Below are 1,131 nucleotides of genomic sequence, written 5' to 3'. Positions count from 1 at the left end.
TGAGCTTGAGGATCGTTGTCTGTGTGAAGCACGTGCCGGACGCGACGGGTGACCGTCGTTTCTCGGACGATCACACCACCGACCGGGAGGGCGTGGACGGCCTTCTGTCGGAGCTGGACGAGTACGGCGTGGAGCAGGCGTTGCGGATCGCGGAGGCGAGCGGTGACGCCGAGGTGACGGTGTTGACGGTGGGTCCGGACGATGCGAAGGACGCGCTGCGCAAGGCGTTGTCGATGGGTGCGGACAAGGCCGTGCACGTGAACGACGACGGCATCCACGGTTCGGACGTGATCGGGACGTCGGCGGTGCTGGCGAAGGCGTTGGAGAAGACCGGGTTCGACCTGGTGATCGGTGGTATGGCGTCGACGGACGGGTCGATGGGTGTGCTGCCGGCGCTGTTGGCGGAGCGTCTGGGTGTGCCGCAGGTGACGCTGCTGTCGGAGGTGTCGGTCGAGGGTGGTGTGGTGAAGGGCCGTCGGGACGGTGACGCGGCGACGGAGCTGGTGGAGGCTTCGCTGCCGGCGGTGGTGTCGGTGACGGATCAGTCGGGTGAGGCGCGTTACCCCTCGTTCAAGGGGATCATGGCGGCGAAGAAGAAGCCGGTGCAGTCGCTGGACCTGGACGATCTGGGGATCGGGGCGGACGAGGTCGGTCTGGCGGGTTCGTGGACGGCGGTGGAGTCGGTGGCGGCGCGTCCGGCGCGTACCGCGGGCACGGTCGTCAAGGACGAGGGCGAGGGCGGCAAGGCGCTCGCGGGCTTCCTCGCCGACCAGAAGTTCATCTGATCGGCGCCAGGCCCCACTCCCGTCCCACCTCACCCCACCACTTCCACGTACGGAGACATTGAGCAATGGCTGAGATTCTCGTCCTGGTGGACCACGCCGACGGTGTGGTCCGCAAGCCGGCCCTCGAACTGCTGACCCTGGCCCGCCGGATCGGCGAGCCGTCGGCCGTCGTCCTCGGGGCCGGTCCGGCCGCCGCCGCGATCGCTGCGAAGGCGGCCGAGTACGGCGCGGCGAAGGTCTACGTGGCCGACGGCGCCGAGTTCACCGACCAGCTGGTCGTCCCGAAGGTGGACGCGCTGACCCAGATCGCGAAGGCGAGCGAGGCCGCCGCGGTGCTGGTCACCTC

1 protein-coding gene and 1 pseudogene are annotated in these 1,131 nt (G+C 69.2%); both read left to right on the top strand.

All coding sequences use genetic code 11. The features are described from left to right. The coding region (locus PUR61_RS11945; RefSeq protein WP_329878653.1) for an electron transfer flavoprotein subunit beta/FixA family protein at positions 1-785 on the top strand (785 nt) is incomplete at its 5' end. Positions 786-850: 65 nt separating this feature from the next. Further along, positions 851-1,131: pseudogene (locus PUR61_RS11940) on the top strand (electron transfer flavoprotein subunit alpha/FixB family protein); the annotation flags it as partial.

The organism is Streptomyces sp. BE20, assembly GCF_036322525.1.
Classification (GTDB): Bacteria; Actinomycetota; Actinomycetes; order Streptomycetales; family Streptomycetaceae; genus Kitasatospora.
This window is presented reverse-complemented; position numbering and strand designations above follow the sequence as displayed.